General features: G+C 25.6%; 4 protein-coding genes. 2 read left to right on the top strand and 2 right to left on the bottom strand.

Annotated elements, in window-relative coordinates; all coding sequences use genetic code 11:
• Nucleotides 1–76: 76 nt before the first annotated feature.
• Together csm6 and cas6 are read right to left on the bottom strand one after the other, a co-directional pair.
• On the bottom strand, nt 77–1,423 hold the full coding sequence (gene csm6, locus SPD90_RS14515) for a type III-A CRISPR-associated CARF protein Csm6 (protein WP_320925709.1): 1,347 nt from the start codon (nt 1,421–1,423) through the stop codon (nt 77–79).
• 21 nt (nt 1,424–1,444) lie between these two features.
• A complete protein-coding gene (cas6, locus tag SPD90_RS14510) occupies nt 1,445–2,188 on the bottom strand; it encodes a CRISPR-associated endoribonuclease Cas6 (RefSeq protein ID WP_320925708.1) in 744 nt (247 codons plus the stop codon).
• A 188-nt stretch (nt 2,189–2,376) separates the two neighbouring features.
• Between cas6 and cas1 the strand changes: the two genes are divergently transcribed.
• Together cas1 and cas2 are read left to right on the top strand one after the other, a co-directional pair.
• Nucleotides 2,377–3,201, top strand: coding sequence for a CRISPR-associated endonuclease Cas1 (cas1, locus tag SPD90_RS14505; RefSeq protein WP_320925707.1), 825 nt, complete (start codon nt 2,377–2,379; stop codon nt 3,199–3,201).
• A 6-nt stretch (nt 3,202–3,207) separates the two neighbouring features.
• On the top strand, nt 3,208–3,543 hold the full coding sequence (gene cas2, locus SPD90_RS14500) for a CRISPR-associated endonuclease Cas2 (protein ID WP_320925706.1): 336 nt from the start codon (nt 3,208–3,210) through the stop codon (nt 3,541–3,543).
• The last annotated feature ends 116 nt before the right edge of the window (nt 3,544–3,659 follow it).

Genomic DNA, 3,659 nt, shown 5'->3' with positions numbered 1-3,659 from the left:
ATTATAATACTCATTCATAATAAGTACCTCCTTTCAAATTAAATTACTAAATAAAATACATTTCTTTTTTCATATATTATTTCAATTTTTCTATAATTTGTTGATTCACATTATCATAGCTATTCCAATCAATTAACTTCCCATAATTTCTTCCATAAGCTATTTTAAATAATTGCTTTAAAGTATCTACAAGTTTTTTACTAGATATATTCATCTCTTTCTTTATACTTTCATCACTTACACTAGTTATCTGATGTGCCGCTATATTTCTAAACTTCATCTCAAACTCTCTTAATAAGTTCGCACAATTATATAATGTTTTATCATCATCTTTAGATGCTTCATATTCTATATAAGGAAGTATATTAGTAGAAGAAAGCTCTGAATCCCTAAACCCTCCAGATAAATTTGATTCTCTTGTAAATCTTCTATCATATAAAATCTGTACTTCCCTAGGAAGTTTACTCTTTACTAAAAAAGGTACACTTATATTTTTACCGTTTATTTTTTTAATTCTGTTTTCACAATATTTTCTTATGTCTACTTTATATACTTCTTTTAAACATACTTCAAATAAGTCAGTCAAAACAGGAGACACCCCTCTAGTAAAATCTATTATTTCATCTCTTTTCTGTTTTATATCTAAATATAAAATATACTCAAATATCGATTTTACGCCACTAGTTTGTATAGGCAGCATATTATTATCAAATTTATCAAATTGCAATTTATATCTATATTTCAAAAATTCAATTAATTCTATAGCTTCATTATTGATTAAATATTTAGCTTCATTTGCCACTAGTGAAGCACCTTCATAATCATATACTTTTATTTGCTCCATAATTATTTTTTCTACGAGCTTTTTCCTTACATTTGTAGGTTCAATTTCTTTACATCTATTTTCAATACCATCTTTTTCGTCTAAAAAATTATCATATGAATTATCTAGATTGTTCTCTAAATCATATTCTATACCTACACGTTCTGCTTGATTAGCTCTTTTTTCAGGACTTTTAACTTGTATTAATTTATAAGGTCTATCTGCATGTGCTGCTATATTATATAGGCTACAAAGCATTTGAGGTGTTCCAGAAGATATATTAACTAAAATCTGATCATCTGGATATTCATTAGATAATTTATCTAGCCAATATTCAAACTTAGAATCAAAAATTAAAAATTCATGAGGATTGTCCATTTCATACTCTTTTATTTTAATAATCTCTATTTCCGGATAAATTTTTTTTGCTTCTATTTCATATCGGTTGTCTTTATCATCATTGTCACACATTTCTTTTGTCAAAAATATAAATGCTTTCTTAGGTTTGTATTTTCTAATGATATGTAAAAATGGTCCATCATGTTCTCCCCTCGTTGGATCTGATGTACCTATAGTGCTGAATAAAATATTTTCTTTCATAAACTCTCCCTCCAAAGTATATTAATATTCTATATCTATTCCACCCATTCCAAGGCTTGTTTTTAAACCTACTCCAGAATATGTTCCAAAATCAAGCAATAAATTAATTAAATTTTTACTTGCTATAGTGCCTTTAATTTTTATTCTTATATTGCCTACAAAAGCCGGTATCCTAAAATTCTCCATACAAAACCTTGTACTTCTCAATCTATAATCTATTATATTTGTATTGTCTATTATAGAACATAATACATCTTCATCATCAATTTCATAATTTCTAGAAAACGTATTGTATTTCATTATTATACTTTTATATATTAGACTCATCTCTGGTAATATTTTATAATTTCCAAGTGATTTAAACGATGTTGGAGATTCAAATCTAATTGTAATGTAATTAGATTTTTCTTCCGTTAAATAGTTTCTAGATATAAGATTATCATATGTAACTTGTTCTAAAATTTTATCTTTTATAGAAATATTAAATGAACCTTCATCACTATCTATTTGATTTGGCATATTTTCTATAATAGGTAATATAATATTTTCTCTAGCCTCTTGTGTTAAAGTATTTATAGTCCAAAAAAACTTTTCCCCTCGTTTGCTTACATAATGGTTATATGGCTTTAAAGTATTTGGACTTAAAAAATCTATATATTTATCAGTAGAATATTTTTTTATTATAGAATTAAATATTTGCATCTGATTAACTTTTTGCTCACGTTCATCCTGTATATTAATTTCTATTTTCAATCTATTTATCATATATATTCCTCTATTCTATTTTAATAGTATAAAATAATACTGCTATTAATAATAATTATAGTACCATTTCTTATATTTTTCATTGTAATATATATTTTTTGCTACAAATATAGTATAAAATTTCAAAAAATTCTTATATATTTATATTATATGATTTTTTTCTATTTATCTCCCCAAAATTCGTGCCGATGTCGTTATTTGTTTACATACTATATCTTTTAAAATACTTAGGAGGATTCACAAATAACAAGGTCGATATAGAAAAGCAGGTTAATCAATTTAAATGCAAGCAGGACGAGCTATTTTGTCTAGAATTTTCTAAAAAGATAATTACTAGTAAAATAAAAAATCAAATTGTCATATTAAAAAGATATGATAAGGCAAAATTAGATAAAATAAAAGATATTATCTATAGCTTAAACAAATATATTTCTGAAATTGAAAATTGTACAAGCATAAATGAAGCAATTGGATTTGAAGGAACTTGTGCGAGACTTTATTTTAGTGGTATATCTTGCTTAGTTCCTGACGAATTTAAATTCGATAAAAGAAGCAAAAGACCTCCAAAGGATCCTTTTAACGCACTGATTAGTTATGGCTATTCTCTGCTTTACAATGAAATAATATTAGCACTCACTCAGACTGGATTAAACACTCATGCTGGATTTATGCACCAAAACAAGCAGGGTCACGCAGCCCTAGCAAGTGATTTGATGGAGCAGTGGAGATGCCCTATTGTCGACTCTCTAGTCATGAAGCTAATCAACAACAATTTAATATCAATATCAGATTTCACATTTAATGAGGATACTGGTGGATACTATTTGTCGAGAAAAGCAAATAATTCGTTTATAAAATATTATGAGGAAAAGATTCGCTCTAAAAATAATTATTTCAAACATGCAGGATATGCTATGACATTTAGACAGGCTATATTTTTCAATATTTACGAATTAGTAAAATGCTTAGAGGATGGAAATCTAGATAATTTTAAAACTTTAACTTTGAGGTAAATTAATATGATAAAAATAAATAAAAACCAAAATCAAAATGCTATAAAAAATACAACTATTTTTTCTCAAAAAACCTTGGTACTTGTCATTTATGATATTTCTAATGATAAAAAAAGAAGAGAGCTCGTTAAATATTTACAATCATATGGAGGTAGAGTTCAACGATCTGCTTTTGAATGTATAATGACTAAAAAGCTCTATAAAAATTTAGTCAAGGATATAAAAAAATACATGGATCCTAAAACAGATTCGATTAGAATATATCGATTAAATAGAGACAATCAAATTTTAAATTTTGGAATTAATAAGTTGACTGATTTAAATGAAATAAAAATATTATAGACTTTTATATTTTTTTCGTATAAAATTAAATAAAAGAACTGAGTATCTTATCTAACATTATGGTATTCTAACCTTTATATTTAAAGCTTTTTAGCGATTTTATTTTATTTTTTAAT

Origin of the sequence: Intestinibacter sp. (assembly GCF_034113885.1) — a bacterium.
GTDB lineage: Bacteria > Bacillota > Clostridia > Peptostreptococcales > Peptostreptococcaceae > Intestinibacter.
This window is presented reverse-complemented; position numbering and strand designations above follow the sequence as displayed.